Origin of the sequence: Thioclava sp. DLFJ5-1, from assembly GCF_002020115.1 — a bacterium.
Lineage (GTDB): Bacteria > Pseudomonadota > Alphaproteobacteria > Rhodobacterales > Rhodobacteraceae > Thioclava > Thioclava sediminum.
In genome coordinates, this window is record NZ_MPZU01000006.1 from 187,109 (window position 1) to 203,259 (window position 16,151).

The 16,151-nt window shown below is 64.3% G+C and carries 16 protein-coding genes; 8 read left to right on the top strand and 8 right to left on the bottom strand.

The annotated features are described in order from the left end of the window. Window positions 1-115 precede the first annotated feature (115 nt). The 7 genes from BMI86_RS17980 to BMI86_RS18010 are packed head-to-tail and all read left to right on the top strand — an operon-like array spanning window position 116 to window position 5,494. The gene (locus tag BMI86_RS17980) at window positions 116-817 is read left to right on the top strand and encodes a response regulator transcription factor (RefSeq protein ID WP_078542558.1); all 702 of its coding nucleotides are present in this window, start codon (window positions 116-118) and stop codon (window positions 815-817) included. Window positions 818-827: 10 nt separating this feature from the next. Beyond that, on the top strand, window positions 828-2,576 hold the full coding sequence (locus tag BMI86_RS17985; RefSeq protein ID WP_078542559.1) for a sensor histidine kinase: 1,749 nt from the start codon (window positions 828-830) through the stop codon (window positions 2,574-2,576). Then, on the top strand, window positions 2,577-3,014 hold the full coding sequence (locus BMI86_RS17990) for a serine kinase (protein ID WP_078542560.1): 438 nt from the start codon (window positions 2,577-2,579) through the stop codon (window positions 3,012-3,014). It begins immediately after the preceding gene. Next, the gene (rapZ, locus tag BMI86_RS17995) at window positions 3,005-3,934 is read left to right on the top strand and encodes an RNase adapter RapZ (protein WP_078521438.1); all 930 of its coding nucleotides are present in this window, start codon (window positions 3,005-3,007) and stop codon (window positions 3,932-3,934) included. The genes BMI86_RS17990 and rapZ overlap by 10 nt, the downstream gene beginning before the upstream one ends. After that, window positions 3,931-4,338, top strand: a complete 408-nt coding sequence (locus BMI86_RS18000) for a PTS fructose transporter subunit IIA (RefSeq protein ID WP_078542561.1) — start codon at window positions 3,931-3,933, stop codon at window positions 4,336-4,338. The genes rapZ and BMI86_RS18000 overlap by 4 nt, the downstream gene beginning before the upstream one ends. After that, on the top strand, window positions 4,329-4,601 hold the full coding sequence (locus BMI86_RS18005) for an HPr family phosphocarrier protein (protein WP_075776868.1): 273 nt from the start codon (window positions 4,329-4,331) through the stop codon (window positions 4,599-4,601). The genes BMI86_RS18000 and BMI86_RS18005 overlap by 10 nt, the downstream gene beginning before the upstream one ends. A 32-nt stretch (window positions 4,602-4,633) precedes the next feature. Next, window positions 4,634-5,494 carry a lysophospholipid acyltransferase family protein gene (locus BMI86_RS18010; RefSeq protein WP_078542562.1) on the top strand — a complete coding sequence of 287 codons (861 nt, stop codon included), beginning with the start codon at window positions 4,634-4,636 and terminating at the stop codon, window positions 5,492-5,494. A gap of 266 nt (window positions 5,495-5,760) precedes the next feature. Here the strand turns inward: BMI86_RS18010 and BMI86_RS18015 are convergent, their stop codons facing one another. Further along, a complete protein-coding gene (locus BMI86_RS18015; protein ID WP_078542563.1) occupies window positions 5,761-6,636 on the bottom strand; it encodes a 3-hydroxybutyryl-CoA dehydrogenase in 876 nt (291 codons plus the stop codon). 155 nt (window positions 6,637-6,791) lie between these two features. Between BMI86_RS18015 and BMI86_RS18020 the strand changes: the two genes are divergently transcribed. Further along, on the top strand, window positions 6,792-7,613 hold the full coding sequence (locus BMI86_RS18020; RefSeq protein WP_078542564.1) for a DUF6473 family protein: 822 nt from the start codon (window positions 6,792-6,794) through the stop codon (window positions 7,611-7,613). 75 nt (window positions 7,614-7,688) lie between these two features. On the opposite strand, the gene BMI86_RS18025 is transcribed toward BMI86_RS18020, so the two are convergent. From BMI86_RS18025 to cydD, 7 genes are all read right to left on the bottom strand, one after another. After that, window positions 7,689-8,615 (bottom strand): electron transfer flavoprotein subunit alpha/FixB family protein, encoded by a 927-nt coding sequence (locus BMI86_RS18025; protein ID WP_078542565.1) that lies wholly within the window; start codon window positions 8,613-8,615, stop codon window positions 7,689-7,691. Continuing rightward, complete coding sequence (locus tag BMI86_RS18030; protein ID WP_078521428.1) at window positions 8,615-9,373, bottom strand: electron transfer flavoprotein subunit beta/FixA family protein; 759 nt, start codon at window positions 9,371-9,373, stop codon at window positions 8,615-8,617. The genes BMI86_RS18025 and BMI86_RS18030 overlap by 1 nt, the downstream gene beginning before the upstream one ends. Window positions 9,374-9,617: 244 nt before the next feature. Continuing rightward, window positions 9,618-9,737, bottom strand: a complete 120-nt coding sequence (gene cydX / locus BMI86_RS18035) for a cytochrome bd-I oxidase subunit CydX (protein WP_078521427.1) — start codon at window positions 9,735-9,737, stop codon at window positions 9,618-9,620. A 12-nt stretch (window positions 9,738-9,749) separates the two neighbouring features. Next, window positions 9,750-10,913: a cytochrome d ubiquinol oxidase subunit II gene (cydB, locus tag BMI86_RS18040; protein WP_078542566.1), complete on the bottom strand. Its 1,164-nt coding sequence runs from the start codon at window positions 10,911-10,913 to the stop codon at window positions 9,750-9,752. A 5-nt stretch (window positions 10,914-10,918) separates the two neighbouring features. After that, window positions 10,919-12,529: a cytochrome ubiquinol oxidase subunit I gene (locus BMI86_RS18045; RefSeq protein ID WP_078542567.1), complete on the bottom strand. Its 1,611-nt coding sequence runs from the start codon at window positions 12,527-12,529 to the stop codon at window positions 10,919-10,921. A gap of 206 nt (window positions 12,530-12,735) precedes the next feature. Beyond that, entirely contained in the window at window positions 12,736-14,397 is a 1,662-nt protein-coding gene (locus BMI86_RS18050; protein ID WP_078542568.1) for an ATP-binding cassette domain-containing protein, read from the bottom strand. Then, window positions 14,394-16,082 carry a thiol reductant ABC exporter subunit CydD gene (gene cydD, locus BMI86_RS18055; protein ID WP_078542569.1) on the bottom strand — a complete coding sequence of 563 codons (1,689 nt, stop codon included), beginning with the start codon at window positions 16,080-16,082 and terminating at the stop codon, window positions 14,394-14,396. The genes BMI86_RS18050 and cydD overlap by 4 nt, the downstream gene beginning before the upstream one ends. Window positions 16,083-16,151: the final 69 nt, after the last annotated feature.

Genomic DNA, 16,151 nt, shown 5'->3' on the forward strand with positions numbered 1-16,151 from the left:
TGGCTCTGATGATTCGCGAAACCTTGGTGATTCGCAGCTTTTTGTTGATTTGAAGGCAACGAACGCGGAATATGCGTGTAATAACTATAAAGTAGCAGTGAAGGGATATTCCGACATGTCGAGAATCGCGCTGGTCGACGACGACCGCAATATTCTGACCTCTGTCTCGATGACGCTCGAGGCCGAAGGTTACGATGTCGAAACGTATAACGATGGACAGGCTGCATTCGACGCGTTCACCAAGCGTCTCCCGGACATGGCGGTTCTGGATATAAAGATGCCGCGAATGGACGGCATGGAGCTGCTGCAGCGGCTTCGCCAGAAGACCGCGATGCCGGTGATCTTCCTGACCTCCAAAGACGACGAAATCGACGAGGTTCTGGGTCTGCGCATGGGCGCGGACGACTACGTCAAGAAGCCGTTCTCGCAGCGTCTTCTGGTCGAACGCATCCGCGCGCTGCTGCGCCGGCAGGAAGCGATCTCGACCGGCGAGGTCGCCTCGACCGAAGACACCAAGGTCATGGTGCGCGGCTCGCTCGAGATGGATCCGCTGCGCCACGCGGTGACGTGGAAGAGCAAGGACGTCACGCTGACCGTGACCGAATTCCTGCTGCTTCAGGCGCTCGCTCAGCGGCCCGGTTTCGTGAAATCCCGCGATCAGCTGATGGACGTGGCTTACGACGATCAGGTCTATGTGGACGACCGCACGATCGACAGCCACATCAAGCGCCTACGCAAGAAGATGCGCAGCGTCGATGATGAATTCACGGCGATCGAGACTCTCTACGGCATCGGATACCGGTATAACGAAGAGTGATGCTACGTAGATGAGTATTGCCGGGAAGATCGGATTGGCTCGAAAGCGCTCCTCAAACTTCGCCCGTCACGCGCCGGAAACGGAAGTCGTGCTCGGTGAGGATTGGGTCGGCCCGGCCGATATCGTCGACGACGACCTGCGCAAGGGTCGGGCGCGGCGGTCGATGTTCTCGCTCAACCGTTCGCCACTGGCGCGCAAGATCATCACCTTCAACCTGTTGGCGATGATCGTGCTGGTGACCGGCGTGCTCTACCTCAACCCGTTTCGCGACAGCCTCGTGCTGCAGCGCGAGAGCGGGCTGGTGAACGAGGCGCAACTGGCCGCCGACGTGTTCGAGGCGCAGCTTCCGGCGGGGGCTCCGGTCAATCTGGCGGCGGGAGACGGGCTCGACCCGCTCGCGACGATCCGCGGGATGGAGCTGCCCGAGGGCGCCGATCTCTACCTGTTCGATCCAAGTGCGGCGCTGCTTGGCACGACGACCACGGGCGACCGCGCGCCGGTCGAAGAGGTCGATGGGCTCAATTTCGACAAGCGCTCCACCGTGCTCAGCGATTTTCTCGGTCAGATCTGGGACTCGATCGCGGGTCTGTTCGAGCGCGGTGGCGGCACCGCCGCCGATAGCGCGCTCGACATGGTGCGCGATCTGGTGCCCTCGGCGCTGGATGGCCGCACCAAGATCGCCTCGCAGAAGAATGCCGCCGGAGAGACCATCTTCGCCGTCGCCACGCCGATCCGGCAGGGCGATCGCGTCGTGGGCGTGGTCGGGCTGATCTCCGTTGCGGGGCAGATCGACGCGCTGGTCCGCGTCGAGCGCGAGCAGGTGCTGCAGATGTTCGTGATCGCGATCATCGTCTCGATCGGGCTTTCGCTGGTGCTGGCCTCGACCATCGCCAATCCGCTCTCCGACCTCGCCGCGGCCGCCGAAATCGGGCGCGACAAGAATGCGCGCAAGATGGCGCCCGCCCGGGTGCGCATCCCCGACCTGACCGCGCGACCTGACGAGATCGGGCGGCTATCGGGCGCAATGCGCGGCATGGTCGGCGCGCTTTACGAACGCATCGATGCGAACGAACAGTTCGCCGCCGACGTCGCCCACGAGATCAAGAACCCGCTGGCCAGTCTGCGCTCTGCCGTGGCCTCGCTGCATATGGTCAAGAAGGAGGAGCAGCGCACCCGCCTTCTGGAAGTCATCGATCACGACGTGCGCAGACTGGATCGTCTTGTGAGTGACATTTCCAATGCATCGCGGCTCGATTCCGAGCTGGTGAAAGAAGAGGAAGAGCGGTTCGACCTGATCAAGATGGTGTCGAATCTCAGCGAATTCCTCGGGCAGCAGGCGCGCGAGAAGGGCGTCGATTTCATTACCGACCTGCCGTCGCAATCTGTGGTCATCTCGGGGCTGGAAGCGCGTCTGGCGCAGGTCTTCGTGAACCTCATCACCAATGCGACCTCGTTCTGCGAAGAGGGCGACGCGGTGCGGGTCTGGGCACGCCAGCGCGACAATCGTGTGCTGGTCGTGGTCGAGGATACCGGGCCGGGCATTCCCGAAGAGGCGCTGACCAAGGTCTTCAAGCGGTTCTATTCGGAGCGTCCCGAGGGGCAGTTTGGCGATCACTCGGGTCTTGGCCTCGCGATTTCCAAGCAGATCGTCGAAGCCCATGGCGGCGTGATCTGGGCCGAGAATATCCGCCCCACCGATGCCGACCGGACCTCCGATCCTCTGGGCGCGCGTTTCGTCGTGGGCCTGCCGGTAAGCTGAATGACCGGGTCGGACGACCTCTCGACCAATCTCCATGCCAGTGCCGTCGCGCTCGACCCCGAGCGCGGCGTTCTCATTCGTGGCGCCTCAGGCAGCGGTAAATCCCTTCTCGCGTTGCGGTTGATGGCGCTGGGGGCGTCGCTAGTGGCCGATGACCGGGTCGACTTGCGGGTCGAAGATGGAGCGCTGATCGCAAGCGCACCGGAGACGATCGCGGGCCGGATCGAGGCGCGCGGCGTGGGTATCCTGCGCGCCGATCACCTGTCGCAAGCCCGCATCACTTTGCTGGTCGATCTCGACCGGGAAGAGGTAGAACGCTTGCCAACCTGTCGAAAAGACAGGGTGTTGGGGGTCAATCTGCCCCTTGTGCTGCGCGTGCAGCATGGTCATCTTGATGTGGCAATCTTGCAATGGCTGAAAGGGGGCCGATGGGCGTGACCCGATCCGATCCGGTATGGGCACAGGCTGGCCAGCGCGTCGTGCTGGTGACCGGCCCGTCAGGTGCGGGCCGCACGACTGCCATTGGCGCTTTGGAGGATCTGGGCTACGAGCCGATCGTCAACCTGCCGCTGAGTCTCGTGCCGCGCCTTCTCAAGGGCCATCTGACCGGCCCGGTCGCGCTTGGCGTCGATGTCCGCGGGCGCGATTTCTCGGCCGCGGCGCTGATCGAACTGGTCGATATGTTGACCAAGCGCCCGGATCTGCATCTCGACCTGCTCTATCTGGATGCACGTCCCGAAGTGCTCGAACGGCGCTATTCCGAGACCCGTCGCCGCCATCCGCTGTCGCCCGAGGAAGACCCCGGCGCAGGCATCGCGCAGGAGATGGACCTGCTCTCGCCGATCCGCATGCGCGCCGATGTCCTGATCGACAGCTCCGAGATGAGCCCGCATGATCTGCGCGCCGAGGTTGGGCGCTTCTTCGACACGGGCCGCACCGAGGCGCTCTCGGTCACGGTGAATTCTTTCAGCTACAAGCGCGGGGTACAGCGCGGGCTCGATCTGATGTTCGATTGCCGCTTCCTCGCCAACCCCCATTGGGAGCCCGAGCTGCGCGCGCTTGACGGGCGTGACGCGGCGGTCGCGGATTACGTCGCCGCCGATCCGCGCTTTGCGGAGTTCCACCAGCGCGTGCTCGATCTGCTGTTGTTCCTGCTTCCCGCCTATGTGGCGGAGGGCAAGGCTTACCTCTCGGTCGGCTTCGGGTGTACCGGGGGGCAACACCGCTCGGTTGCAATGACCGAGAGCATCGCCAAAGCGCTTGCGGAAGCAGGGTGGCGCGTGTCTAAACGTCATAGGGAATTGGAGCGTCTCGGCCATGCCGAGAACGAAGAAACGAAGGTGAGGTCGGGCGCGTGATCGGTATCGTGATCGTGGCACATGGTGGTCTGGCGCGCGAATATCTCGCCGCTATAGAGCATGTCGTGGGCCCGCAGCGCGGCATTCGTGCCATCACGATCGAGGACGATTACGACCGCGCGGGCAAGCAGGCGGAGATTCGCGCCGCCGCCGATGCGGTCGATGACGGCACCGGTGTCGTGGTTGTGACCGACATGTTCGGTGGCTCTCCGTCCAACCTGTCGCTGATGGCCTGCGAGGCGCGGGACCGCGAAATCATCTACGGTGCGAACCTGCCGCTGCTGATCAAGCTGGCGAAATCGCGCAGCCTCGCGGTCCATGCCGCGGTCGAGGCCGCGCTCGATGCGGGGCGAAAATATATCAATAGTTACAATGCCCAAGCGGGAGTGGTGAAATGTCCGTGACCCGCGAGTTGGAGATCGTGAACGAGAAGGGCCTGCATGCGCGCGCCTCTGCCCGTTTCGTCGAGGTCGTGGAGGATCATGACGCCCGTGCGACGGTGGCGAAGGATGGCCAGTCGGTCTCTGGCGACTCGATCATGGGGCTTTTGATGTTGGCAGCTTCGCGTGGAACCACTATTGAAGTGACGACAAGCGGGGCCGAGGCAGAGAAGCTCGCCGATGCGCTTCAGGCATTGGTGGCCGATAAATTCGGCGAAGGTATGTGACGCGCTCCGCACCCAGCGAGGGGGTTCGCCCAATGAACCAAGAGAGCGAGATCGCAATCGAAGCCGCGCAAGCCGTATCGCGACCCTATGACAAGCGTCGCCTGTCCTATGCGGGGACGTTTTCCAACCCGTTCAAGGTCGGTACGATCCGCACTTTGGAATGGCTGACCGCAAAGGCGCAGCTTCTGCATCTGATCCGCAAGTTCGAGAAGCGCGGCGCGCCGGTCGGGGCCGAGTTCTGGCCGCAGGCGCTCGATGTGATGGGGATCGATGTCACGACGCCCCCCGAGCAGATCGCCCATATCCCGAAAGAGGGCCCGCTGGTGGTCGTCGCGAACCACCCGCACGGGCTGGTGGACGGCATGGTGCTGGCCTACCTGATCGGCCAGGTGCGCGACGATTTCCTGATCCTCACCCGCTCGCTGCTGACCGGCATTCCCGAGGTCGAGCAATACATGCTGCCCGTGCCCTTCCCGCATGAGCCGAACGCCCGCGAAGACAGCCTCAAGATGCGCGCCGCCTGCATGGCGCAGCTCAAGCGTGGCGGCGTGGTGGTGCTGTTCCCGGCGGGGCAGGTGGCGCATTCCGAGACGCTGATGGGCCCGGTGATCGAGCAGGAATGGAACCCGTTCACCGCGAAAATGCTCGCCCGGTCGAACGCCTCCGTGCTGCCGATCCATTTCCCGGGGCAGAATTCGCGCGCCTATCAGATCGCCAACAAACTTAGCGCGACGGTGCGGCAGGGGCTGCTGCTCTATGAGATCAAACGCGCGCTGAACAAGCCGCAGAGCCCCGCGATTGGTCCGGCGAAGAGCGCAGACGAGATCGCCGAGGCGCTGCAGAACCCGCGCAAGTTCCTCGCGGACCTGCGGGCGGAAACGCTGGCGCTGTAAGGCGACTGGTGGAGGGGGCTCTACCCCCGCGGCTCCGCCGCCCCCCGGGATATTTTGAAAGAGCGAAGTCGCTTACGCGATCTTAACGGAACGCGGGGCAGTCTGCATTCGCGGTACAGGCGGGGACGCCGATGGCCGTAAGAGCGAAGGCACCCGGTTCTCCGCAATCGCGGCTCGGGCCGGGTGTCGACCCCAGTCTTCGCTCTTGGAAAATATCCCGGGGTGAGCGCAAAGCGCGAGGGGCAGAGCCCCTCTACCCCGTCGCCTCAGCGCGTCGGCACCGGCTCTTCGCCACGATAGTCGTAGAAGCCGCGGCCCGTTTTGCGGCCGAGCCAGCCGGCTTCGACATATTTCGTCAGAAGCGGGCAGGGGCGGTACTTGGTGTCGGCCAGACCGTCGTGCAGCACGTTCATGATCGCGAGGCAGGTGTCGAGCCCGATGAAATCGGCCAGCTCCAGTGGTCCCATCGGATGGTTCGCGCCGAGCTTCATCGACTCGTCGATCGAGCGCACATTGCCCACGCCTTCATAGAGCGTGTAGACCGCCTCGTTGATCATCGGCATCAGGATGCGGTTCACGATGAAGGCCGGGAAATCTTCGGCCGAAGCCGCGGTCTTGCCGAGCTTTTCCACCACTTCGTGCAGCGCCTTGTAGGTCTCCTGATCGGTCGCGATGCCACGGATCAGTTCGACCAGCTGCATCACCGGCACCGGGTTCATGAAGTGGAAGCCCATGAACTTCTCGGGCCGGTCGGTGCGCGAGGCGAGCCGCGTGATCGAGATCGACGAGGTATTCGAGGTCAGGATCGTCGTCGGCTTGAGATGCGGAAGCAGGTCTTCGAAGATCGCCTGCTTGACCGTCTCGCGCTCGGTCGCGGCCTCGATCACCAGATCGGTCGGGCCCAGATCGCTCAGTTTCGTGGTCGTAGTGATCTTCTTCAGCGCGGTGTTCTTCTCGTCCTCCGAGATCTTGCCGCGCGACACCTGCCGATCGAGGTTCTTGGTGACCGTGGAGAGCGCTTTCGTCAGCGCGTCCTCGCTGATGTCGTTCAGCAGAACGTCATATCCGGCCAGCGCGAAGACATGGGCGATACCGTTGCCCATCTGCCCTGCACCCACGATGCCCACTTTCTCGATCGCCATAATTTTCCCTCTCACGCTTTGCGCCCTGACCATAGTTCTCCGCTCGGTCCATGCAAGCGAAACGCAGGGCTGAGATCATTTTAACATTAGCCGTTTGGCAAGATTTTGGGCGCAATCTGGCCTCGGGTGAGTCGAACTCAGACTGAGGTGGGAAAATGGCTTTCGAATATACGGGCGATGGCGCCCTCGATTACTTTCCGTGCAGATACGGGAAATCCAAACTGCTGTTCCGCGGGCCGCGTCGTGCGCTGCAGGGGGATTTCATCGCCGCGATGGGCGGGACGGAGACCTATGGTAAATTCGTGGAGCATCCCTGGCCCGCGCTGCTCGAGGCGCGGCTGGAGATGCCGGTGGTGAATTTCGGCTATCTGAATGCCGGGATCGACGTGTTCCTGCACGAGCCGCAACTGGCTGCGGCGTCAGAGGCCGCGAAGGTCACGGTGATCCAGTTGCTCGGCGCGCAGAACATGTCGAACCGCTTCTATGCGGTGCATCCGCGCCGCAATGACCGCTTCCTGCGCGCGTCGAGCCTGATGCGCTCGATCTTCCGCGGCGTGGATTTCACCGAGTTCAACTTCACGCGTCACATGCTGAGCGCATTGAAAGAACGCGAGCCCGAGAAATTCGCACTGCTCGAAGTCGAGTTGCAGGAGGCATGGCAGCAGCGGATGACCGCGCTTCTGGCCAAGATCAAGGGGCGCAAGCTGCTGCTTTGGCTGGGCGAATTCCACGATCCGGCCCATAGCGACACGCTCGGGCACGAGCCTCTGATGGTGACGGAGGCGATGGTGGAGACGCTGCGACCGCTCGTGGCCGATACCGTGCGGGTCGAGCCGTCGGTGACGGCGCGCAGCGCGGGCACGACGGGGATGCATTTCTCCGCGCTGGAAGAGCCTGCGGCGGAAATGGTGCCGGGGCCTCTGGTGCATGAGGAGATCGCAGCGGCGCTCGCGCCTGCGCTGCAGTCATTTCTCTAACAGGAAAGGGCGGGGAAATTCCCCGCCCTTTCGACTTGGTTCAACTCTCCCGGGGGGCAGTGCCCCTTCCGAGGATCAGAGCTTTTCGGTCAGCGCCGGAACAGCGTCGAAGAGGTCCGCGACCAGGCCGTAATCGGCGACCTGGAAGATCGGCGCTTCTTCGTCCTTGTTGATCGCGACGATGATCTTCGAGTCCTTCATGCCGGCGAGGTGCTGGATAGCCCCGGAGATGCCGCAGGCGATGTAGAGCTCGGGGGCCACGACCTTGCCGGTCTGACCGACCTGCCAGTCGTTCGGCGCGAAGCCCGAGTCGACGGCGGCGCGCGAGGCACCCACAGCCGCGCCAAGCTTGTCGGCCAGCGCTTCGATCACCTTGAAGTCCTCTTCCGAGCCGACGCCACGGCCGCCCGACACAACGATCTTCGCCGAGGTCAGCTCCGGACGATCGCTCTCGGCGACCTTGTCTTCGATCCAGCTCGACAGAGCGGGCGCGTCCGACATGGCGACGGTCTCGACCGAAGCCGAACCGCCTTCGCCGGCGGCGTCGAAGGTCGAGGTGCGGAAGGTGATGACCTTCTTCTCGTCCTTCGATTTCACGGTCTGGATCGCGTTGCCCGCGTAGATCGGGCGCTCGAACGTGTCGGCATCGACGACGCCGGAGACATCCGAGATCACCATCACGTCGAGAAGGGCTGCCACGCGCGGCATCACGTTCTTCGCATCGGTCGTGGCAGGCGCCACGATATGCGAATAGTCGCCTGCGAGCGACACGATCAGCGCGGCGGTCGGCTCCGCCAGACGGTGGCTCAGCGAGGGATCCTCGGCCACGAGAACCTTCGCGACACCGTCGATCTTGGCGGCGGCTTCACCCGCGGCGGCGGCAGACGCGCCCGCGCAGAGCACGGTCACATCGCCCAGCGATTTTGCAGCGGAAACGGCCTTGGCGGTCGCGTCGACCGACAGTTCGCCATCATTCACTTCACCCAGCAGCAGAACGGCCATCACACGACCCCCTTCTCTTTGAGTTTCGCAACCAGCGTGTCGACATCCGGCACCATTTCGCCAGCCTGACGCGCTTCGGGCTCGGTGGTTTTCACCACTTCGAGGCGCGGCGAGACGTCGACGCCGTAGTCGTCGGCGGTTTTCTCGTCGAGCGGCTTCTTCTTCGCCTTCATGATGTTCGGCAGCGAGGCGTAGCGCGGCTCGTTCAGACGAAGGTCGGTGGTGACGATAGCGGGCAGCTTGACCTCGATGGTCTGCAACCCGCCGTCGACTTCGCGGGTGACCTTCGCGGCCTCGCCCTCGACCACGACTTCCGAGGCAAAGGTCGCCTGACCCCAGCCCAGAAGCGCCGCCAGCATCTGGCCGGTCGCGTTCATGTCGTTGTCGATCGCCTGCTTGCCGAGGATCACCATGCCGGGCTGCTCTTCCTCGACGACCTTGGCGAGGATCTTGGCAACGGCCAGCGGCTCGATATCGGTCTGCACGTCATCGGCGGCGACCACGAGAATCGCACGGTCCGCACCCATCGCGAGCGCGGTGCGCAGGGTTTCCTGCGCCTGCTTCACGCCGATGGAGACCGCGATGATCTCTTCGACGGCGCCCTTCTCCTTCAGACGGATCGCCTCTTCGACAGCGATTTCGTCGAACGGGTTCATCGACATTTTGACATTGGCGAGATCGACACCGCTTCCGTCCGCTTTCACGCGAGCTTTCACGTTATAGTCGATCACGCGCTTCACAGGCACGAGAACCTTCATGGCGTGTCTCCCTTGTGTAGTCCGCCAAATTGCGGCGAACGGATTCATTCGGCAATTTTGTTACAAGAGCAAAGGGCGAAGGGACAGGGGGAAAACGCCTCGTTTTGGCCCTGAAACGTCACGTCTTTTCGACTGTTTGCGCTAGCGGCGGGTGTGGATTGCCCTAGCGTCGCGCTGTGTCCGCGATCCGCCCATGAAAAAGGCCGCCCGAAGGCGGCCTTTTGCGTTTGTCTGCCGGGCAAGGTCAGTCGTCCTTGCACTCACCGGCGATCTTGCAGTCGTTCTGCATCTCGAGCCACATCGCGTTGGCGACGGCGACCAGTGCGGCCAGCGGAAGCCCGAGGATCCATGCGAAATACCACATCTGTCTGTCTCCTTAGTAAACGGTATGGCTGTCGCGCTCGACATCTTCGACCGTCACCTTGCCCCACAGGACCTTATAGACCCATGCGGTATAGGCGAGGATGAGCGGCATGAAGATGAGCGCGCAGACGAGCATGATGAACAGCGTCTGGTGCGAGGACGACGCGTCCCAGACCGTCAGCGAAGCGTCGGGCATTTTCGAGCTCGGCAGGATGAAGGGGAACATCGTCAGGCCGACCGAGGAGATCACGCCGAAGATGCCCAGTTTCGACCAGAGCAGCGTCGAGACTTCGCGCCCGGCGCGCAGCCCCCGTACCGCCATTGCGATACCCGCGAGGCCGAGGATCGGCGCAATCGCGATCCAGGGGCGGTCCGCATAGGCCTGCATCCAGCTCCCGCTATGCTCGACCGTCGAGAAGAGCGGGTTGGAGGGGCCGTTGTCCGGCACGACCGAGGTGATGTGGTAGCCCGTGATCCCGAAGGCGAGCCAGATCCCCGCGAGGATATAGGCCACGAAGGCCACCATGCCTGCAACGGAGCCGATCTCGGTCGCGCGAACCTTCACCGCGCCTTCGGTCTTCACCGAGAGCCACGCCGCGCCATGCATCATCAGCATCGACAGCGACACCACGCCAGCCAGCAGCGCATAGGGGTTCAGAAGGCCCAGCAGCTTCATGATGAAGTTGCCCGGATAGAGCGGCATCAGCATGTCGTTGAGCTCGAAGGGCACGCCTTGCAGGACGTTGCCCATGGCGACGCCGAAGATCAGTGCCGGCACCGCGCCGCCCACGAAGAGCGCCCAGTCCCAGCCGTTGCGCCAAGCCGCCGAGTCGCGCTTCGAGCGATACTTGAAGCCGACGGGGCGCAGGATCAACGCCGCGAGCACGAGGAACATCGCGAGGTAGAACCCCGAGAAGCTCACCGCATAGAGGGGTGGCCAGGCCGCGAAGATCGCGCCCCCGCCAAGGATGAACCAGACCTGGTTGCCTTCCCAGACCGGGCCGACAGTGTTGATCGCCACGCGGCGCTCGCTATCGGTCTTGCCGACGAAGGGCAGAAGGGCACCCACGCCCATATCGAAGCCGTCGGTGAGAGCGAAACCGATCAGCAGGACGCCCAGCAGCAGCCACCAGATGACGCGAAGAACGTCGAGGGGGATAAGTTCAAAGAGGATCATGTTCCTTACTCCGCAAGCATGGTGACAGGGGCGTTGCCATCGCGACCGGACAGGCGGTCGTCATGGCGCTGCAGCCACTCTTGAGTGACCTCGACATCCTGATACGGGCCTTTTTTGATGTATTTGATCATCAGGCCCATCTCGATGACGAAGAGCACGGTGTAGAAGGCCACGAAGCCCAGCAGCGTGAACAGCAGGTCGCCCACCGACAGGTGACTGACCGAAAGTGCCGTCGGCAACACGCCGTCCACCGTCCAGGGTTGGCGTCCGAACTCGGCGGTGAACCAGCCCAGTTCCGCGGCGATCCACGGGGCGGGGATGACGATCACGGCCAGACGCAGCGCCCAACGCGGATATTGCATGCCCTTCCAGTTCGAGACGACGAAGAAGTAGACCATCAGCGCGATGAAGGAGAAGCCAAGCGCCACCATCAGGCGGAAAGACCAGAAGATCGGCCAGACCGTCGGCACGGTGTCATCCGCGGCCATCTTGATCTGCGCATCGGTCGCCTGACGCGGATCGTCCACGTAGCGTTTGAGCAGATAGGCATAGCCCAGATCGCCGACATTCTCGTTGAACTGCTTCTCGACATCGGCGGAAACGTCGCCCTTGGCTTCGCGGATTTTCAGCAGGTCGTCATAGGCGACGATACCGTTGCGAATCCGCTCTTCCGAGCCTTTCACGAGCTCGTCGATCCCGGTGATCTGCTCGGTCAGCGAGCGGGTGCCGATCAGGCCCATCACCCACGGGATATGGATCGCGTATTTGGTCTCGCGATCTTGCTGATCGGGAATGCCGAAGAGGGTGAAGGAGGCGGGCGCCGGTTCGGTCTCCCACATCGCTTCCATCGCGGCGAGCTTCATTTTCTGGTTGTGAGTCGTCTCGTAGCCCGACTCGTCGCCGAGGATGACGACCGACAGGGCCGAGGCGAGACCGAAGGCGGCCGCAACCGCGATCGAGCGGCGGGCGAGTTCGAAGTGACGGCCCTTGAGCATGTACCAGCTCGACACGCCCATCACGAAGACAGCCGCCGTGACATAGCCTGCCGACACCGTGTGCACGAACTTGGCCTGGGCAACGGGGTTGAACACGACGTCGAAGAAGGAGGTCATCTCCATCCGCATCGTCAGCGGGTTGAAATGCGCCCCGACGGGGTTCTGCATCCAGCCATTGGCGATGAGGATCCAGAGCGCCGAGAAGTTCGACCCGATGGCGACGAGCCAAGTGACGACCATGTGCTTGACCGGCGAGAGCTTCTCCCAGCCGAAGAACATCAACCCGACGAAGGTCGCTTCCATGAAGAAGGCCATCAGGCCCTCAATCGCGAGCGGTGCGCCGAAGATGTCGCCGACGTAATGCGAATAGTAGCTCCAGTTCATGCCGAACTGGAATTCCATCGTGAGGCCCGTGGCCACGCCCAGCACGAAATTGATGCCGAACAGCGTGGCCCAGAACTTGGTCATTTGCCGCCAGATGGGGCGGTTGGTCATCACATAGACCGTCTCCATGATCGCCACGATGATCGACAGACCAAGCGTCAGCGGCACGAAGAGGAAGTGATACATGGCGGTCATGGCAAATTGCAGCCGTGACAGCTCGACGATCCCGAAATCCATTCTCGTTCTCCGTTTCCCTACTTGCACCCGACCTCGCCAAAAGCCGAGTTTCTCGGAAATATTATTCCTGGATGCAGCTTATGGGCGGGCGGTCTGCGCCTGACATTGAGCCAAATCAAATTGACGATGTGTCGCACGGAGGTGTGAAGAGCTGTGAACGACAATATGTCACATGAAATTAAGGACTTATTGTCGCAGGTTATGCGTCATTTCAGCGCGATGGTGCCCGTGGCGGCGCTCTGATCGGGCTGTCTGTGAGACACCAGAAGGAAGCCTGCGTCGGGCAAAAGGGCACGCAATCCGGAGAGAGTCGCGGCGGCTGTCGTCGCGTCGAGCCCTTCGGTGGGCTCGTCCAGCAGCAGGATGTCGGGCTGGCGCAAAGCCGCACGGGCCAGCGCCAGACGTTTCGTCTGACCGCCCGAAAGACCGGTGCCGCCTTCGCCAAGCCGTGCCTCGAGGCCACCGCGCGCGGCGATCACCTCATCGAGCGCGACGGCGCGCAGCGCGGCCCAGGCCGCGTCTTCATCGAGCTGCGCCTCGGGCGGCAGAGCGAGCGCGAGGTTCTCGGCGATGGTGCCGCCGATCAGCTGGCTGCGCTGCGGAACCATGGTGAGCACATCGCGCAGGTCGCCTTCCGGCCAGTCGGGCAGCGCGCGGCCCTTCACCGTGATCTCGCCGCCGGACGGCTTGAGAAGGCCGGACAGCACGGCGAGCGCGGTGGATTTCCCCGCGCCCGAAGGCCCGGCAAGCATCACCGTCTCGCCACGCGCGAGGCTGAAGGTCAGATCCGAAAAGAGCGGCGCGGCGCTATTGCTGCGGGTGAAGGCCACGTTGCGCGACTCGATCAGCGGGTCGTCCGTATCGGTGGGGGCGTGGCCGTCGGGCTGGGGGCGCTCGGGCGTATCGGTCAGGTCCATGACCCGCGCGCCCGCCTCCTGCATCCGCCCGATTTCTGCCATGCCGCGACGGAGCAGCATCAGCGACTCGGCCAGCGCCAGCGCGACGAAAAGGCCCATCGCGGCGCGGGCGGGCGTGATCTGCCCGGCCAGCGCCATCTGCCCGGCGATAGCCAGGGCGGCGGCTCCGGCTAGCGCGGTGGTGGCCGAGATCACGGCCCCCACGCGCCGGTCGAGCGCTTCGAGATTGCGCCGCGCCAGCGCCTCGGCTTCGACCTCGGTCAAGGTCTGCGCGGTGGCGGCCTCCAACTGTCCGGCCACGGCCAGATCTGCGCGGGCGCGCATCGTTTCCAACGCGCGGCGGCGGATATTTTGCAGCGCGGTCTCGGCGGCGCGGGCATCGTGGCGGGCGGCACGGGCCACCCAGATCAGCCCGAGCCCGCCGCCCAGCAGGTAGATCAGGAAGACCGCCAGCCCGATCGGCAGCCCTTCGAGCCACCACAGCATAAGAAGCGCCGCGATCTGCACCATGCCGCCTGCAAGGAAGGGGAGCACCAGCCGCAGCAGCACGCCGTCCAGCGCGTCCACGTCCGAGGTGATCCGGTTCAGCGCCTGCGCACCGCGCAGCCGCGCCTGTTCCTCATGCGGGCGGCGCGAGACGCCATCCATCAGGTCGATGCGCAGCTTGGCCAGCGCGCGCAGCGTGGCGTCATGGGTCAGCAGCCGCTCGCCATAGCGCGAGACCGCGCGACCGAGCGCGAGGCCGCGCACGCCTGCCGAAGGGGTGAAGAAATTGAAGTTGAGGCCCAGCCCCGTGATCCCGGCCAAGGCCGAGGCGGTGATGAACCAGCCCGACAGGCCCAGCAGCGCCGCCCCCATCGCGAGCACGAGGAAGGACAGCGCGAGGCCCCGGCTGAAGGCCCATTTCTGATCGGCGATCAGGCGGGCGGTGAGGGTCAGAAGCGTTTTCATGCTGCGCCCTCCAAGTCGATCTGGCGGTCCATCGCGGCAACGAGGGCGGGGTCGTGGCTCGCGACGATCAAGGTCGTGCCGTTTGCGCGCAGCGCCAGCAGCGCCGCGATCACCTTGGCGCCCGTCTCGGCATCGAGATCGGCGGTCGGTTCGTCGGCCAGCACGATCGGGCGGCCCGCGTAATGGGCCCGCGCGATCAGCAGGCGCCGCGCCTCGCCGCCCGAGACGCCGCCGCCCATATCGCCCAGCCGGGCGTCGAGCCCGCCGGGGAGGCCCGCGACGACCTCGGTCGCCTGCGCGGCGTCCAGCGCCGCATCGAGATCGCCGGGACGGTTCAGCGTGATCAGCTCGCGCAGGCTCGCATCGGCGAAGCGCGGGCTTTGCGGAATCCAGCCGAAAGCCGCGCGCCAGTCATCGGCGTTTTGCTCTGTCAGCGTGGTCTCGCCCAGCGTGATCTCCCCGGCCTCGGGATGGATCAACCCGACCAGCGCGGTCAGAAGCGTCGTCTTGCCTGCGCCCGACGGCCCGGTGATCGCCACGGCCTCGCCCGGCGCGATGTCGCCATCGGGCAGGGGGATCGGATCGGCGGCCTCGCCGGGGCGGATTTGCAGACCGTGCCAGTGCAGGGGGCCAAGCGTAGGCGCCGTTCCTTCGCCGCCGGTGCCCATCAGCGTGTTGGCCTTGGCGATTTCGGTCTCGGTCGTCTCCAGCTCGGAGGCGACGGCGAGAGCGGCGGCCCGGTCATGCCATGCGGCAGCCAGATCGCGCAGCGGCTGGAAGAATTCGGGCGCGATCATCAGCAGGAAAATCCCCTCGGCCGGGGTCATCTTGCTGCCCCATGTGCCGAAATTCATCCAGCCGATCAGCGAGAAGCCGACATAGACCGCGACCAGCGCCACGCCGATTGCGGCGAACAGTTCCAGAAGCGTCGAGGAGAGGAAGGCCACCCGCAGAACCGCCATCGTGCGGACGCGCAGGTCTTCGGATTTGGTCTCCAGATCGGCGCGCGAGCGGGCCTCCGCGCCCAAGAGCCGCAGATCGGTGATCGCGGCGATCCGGTCGATCAGCAGGCGGTTCAGAGAGCCGATCTCGACCATTTGCTTTTCCGAGGCGTCCTGCGCGGCCATGCCAACAAGCGCCATGAACAGCGGGATCAGCGGCCCCGCAATCAGCAAGATGCCCGCGACCGCCCAGCTTTGCGTGGCGGCGAGCAGGATGAAGGCGAGGGGTATGATCCGGGCGCGTAGGAAGGCGGGCTGGTAGCGCGTGGCCCAAGGCCCGAGTGCGCCGAGCTTCTCCGCCGAGAGCGAGGCCAGTTCCGCAGGCGACAACGCGGCGGCCCCGCTGGCCTGACGCAGCGCCTTTCGGATCAGTGTCTCGCGGCTCTCGCGCAGCACGACCTCGGCGGCATCGGCGGAAAGCTTCTGCGAAACCCAGTCGAGCACGATCCGCACGAGCGCCAGCGCCACGAAACCCGCGGCCCCGGCAAGCGGCGAAAGCGCGGGGCTTACTCCGGGCGCGACCAGATTGCCAAGGACCAAGCCGATCAGAGCGGCCTGCGCGGGCCAGATCAGCGCCGAGGCCACGCCGAGCCACCCGGCGAGCTTCAACTTCCCCGCCACCGGCTGAGCGATACGGGCCAGAACGGCTTTCGGCTTCGGCGCTTCGGTCGTGGCGTCTGTCATAGGGATTGTGGGGTCTTTTTCTCTGTCGCGCTTGGCTGTGGAGATAGCCGGGCAGAGGGTCTGCGGCAA

Bases quoted from the DNA above. Each gene is read 5' to 3' on its own strand.
- BMI86_RS17980 (WP_078542558.1), top strand. From the start codon at position 116: ATGTCGAGAATCGCGCTGGTCGACGACGACCGCAATATTCTGACCTCT.
- BMI86_RS17985 (WP_078542559.1), top strand. From the start codon at position 828: ATGAGTATTGCCGGGAAGATCGGATTGGCTCGAAAGCGCTCCTCAAAC.
- BMI86_RS17990 (WP_078542560.1), top strand. From the start codon at position 2,577: ATGACCGGGTCGGACGACCTCTCGACCAATCTCCATGCCAGTGCCGTC.
- rapZ (WP_078521438.1), top strand. From the start codon at position 3,005: ATGGGCGTGACCCGATCCGATCCGGTATGGGCACAGGCTGGCCAGCGC.
- BMI86_RS18005 (WP_075776868.1), top strand. From the start codon at position 4,329: ATGTCCGTGACCCGCGAGTTGGAGATCGTGAACGAGAAGGGCCTGCAT.
- BMI86_RS18010 (WP_078542562.1), top strand. From the start codon at position 4,634: ATGAACCAAGAGAGCGAGATCGCAATCGAAGCCGCGCAAGCCGTATCG.
- BMI86_RS18015 (WP_078542563.1), bottom strand. From the start codon at position 6,636: ATGGCGATCGAGAAAGTGGGCATCGTGGGTGCAGGGCAGATGGGCAAC.
- BMI86_RS18020 (WP_078542564.1), top strand. From the start codon at position 6,792: ATGGCTTTCGAATATACGGGCGATGGCGCCCTCGATTACTTTCCGTGC.
- BMI86_RS18025 (WP_078542565.1), bottom strand. From the start codon at position 8,615: ATGGCCGTTCTGCTGCTGGGTGAAGTGAATGATGGCGAACTGTCGGTC.
- BMI86_RS18030 (WP_078521428.1), bottom strand. From the start codon at position 9,373: ATGAAGGTTCTCGTGCCTGTGAAGCGCGTGATCGACTATAACGTGAAA.
- cydX (WP_078521427.1), bottom strand. From the start codon at position 9,737: ATGTGGTATTTCGCATGGATCCTCGGGCTTCCGCTGGCCGCACTGGTC.
- cydB (WP_078542566.1), bottom strand. From the start codon at position 10,913: ATGATCCTCTTTGAACTTATCCCCCTCGACGTTCTTCGCGTCATCTGG.
- BMI86_RS18045 (WP_078542567.1), bottom strand. From the start codon at position 12,529: ATGGATTTCGGGATCGTCGAGCTGTCACGGCTGCAATTTGCCATGACC.
- BMI86_RS18050 (WP_078542568.1), bottom strand. From the start codon at position 14,397: ATGAAAACGCTTCTGACCCTCACCGCCCGCCTGATCGCCGATCAGAAA.
- cydD (WP_078542569.1), bottom strand. From the start codon at position 16,082: ATGACAGACGCCACGACCGAAGCGCCGAAGCCGAAAGCCGTTCTGGCC.